This window comes from Stenotrophomonas sp. P5_A8 (assembly GCF_056400545.1).
Window position 1 is genome coordinate 1 of the sequence record NZ_JBFULB010000556.1, and the last position, 1,258, is coordinate 1,258.

The 1,258-nt window shown below is 66.6% G+C and carries 2 protein-coding genes; both read right to left on the bottom strand.

Annotated features, from left to right (window positions below):
• Positions 1-71: 71 nt before the first annotated feature.
• Positions 72-356 carry a PsiF family protein gene (locus AC1DQP_RS20620; RefSeq protein WP_256774053.1) on the bottom strand — a complete coding sequence of 95 codons (285 nt, stop codon included), beginning with the start codon at positions 354-356 and terminating at the stop codon, positions 72-74.
• A 150-nt stretch (positions 357-506) separates the two neighbouring features.
• Complete coding sequence (gene upp / locus AC1DQP_RS20625) at positions 507-1,142, bottom strand: uracil phosphoribosyltransferase (RefSeq protein WP_478052446.1); 636 nt, start codon at positions 1,140-1,142, stop codon at positions 507-509.
• Positions 1,143-1,258: the final 116 nt, after the last annotated feature.

The following is a 1,258-nucleotide window of genomic DNA, read 5'->3' on the forward strand; positions in this document are numbered from 1 at the left end:
GCACTACCGGGTCATGGGGTGTCGATTGTTGGGCGGCACCATCGGATCATTGGACGCACTTCGCCCGGCGATCAATGCGCCTTCAGGCAACTACTCATGAAGGTCTTGCGCGCATCGCCGGCCAGCTTTTGGGTGGCGGCGTCGGCGTTGCAGTGCTTCATGCGCTCCTGCGGCGTGGTCGCCGCCGGTGCCGGGCCGCTCAGGCAGGCCTTTTGCGCGGACTTGTAGTCCTCGCCGGTCTTGCCCTTGTTCTTGGCTGAGCAGTCGGCCATGCGCTGTTGCTGTGGCGTGGCGGCGCTGGCCAGTACGGGGCTGGCGATCAACAGCAGGCAGGCCAGCAGGGACACGGTTTTCATGACAACGCTCCACGCACGGGTTGATGGTGCGCGCAGCTTCTGCCCCGGCATGAGCAGAGGGCGTGAAATTACCGGCGGGGTTGGATTGGCGCGTCAGCGCGCCCCCAGGTCGCCGGCGGCCGCATGCGGCCACCGGGACAGTCGCGGTGATCAGCCGACGACGCGGGTACCGAAGATGCGGTCGCCGGCATCGCCCAGGCCCGGCAGGATGTAACCCTTTTCGTTGAGGCGGGCATCGATGGCGGCCGTGTAGATCTCCACATCCGGATGCACGGCCTGGACGGCGGCGATGCCTTCGGGGGYGGCAACCAGGAAGATGCCCTTGATGCGGCGCGCGCCGGYGCGCTTGAGCATGTCGATGGTGGCGATCAGAGTGCCGCCCGTGGCCAGCATCGGGTCCAGGATCAGCGCGTCGCGCTCTTCCAGGCGGCCGGTCAGGCGCTCGAAGTAGGGCACCGGCTGCAGGGTTTCTTCATCACGCTGCAGGCCCACCACGCTGACCCGGGCGGCCGGAATCAGCGACAACACGCCGCTGAGCATGCCCAGCCCGGCACGCAGGATCGGCACCACGGTGATTTTGGCGCCGGCGATGCGCTGCACCGTCACCGGACCGGCCCAGCCGGCGAGGGTGTGCGGTTCGGTATCCAGGTCGGCGGTGGCCTCGTAGGCCAGCAGGCCGCCGAGTTCATTGGCCAGCTCGCGGAAGTCCTTGGTGCTCAGGGACGCATCGCGCATCAGGCCGATCTTGTGCTGCACCAGCGGATGGCGCACTTCGACGATTTTCATGGGAGGAGCAACGAAGAGGGGAGACGGGTAGTTTGCCGCAAGGCCCTCCGAAGCCAAAGCCCGAAGCCGAAGCCAAAGCCAAAGCCAAAGCCAAAGCCAAAGCCAAAGCCAAAGCC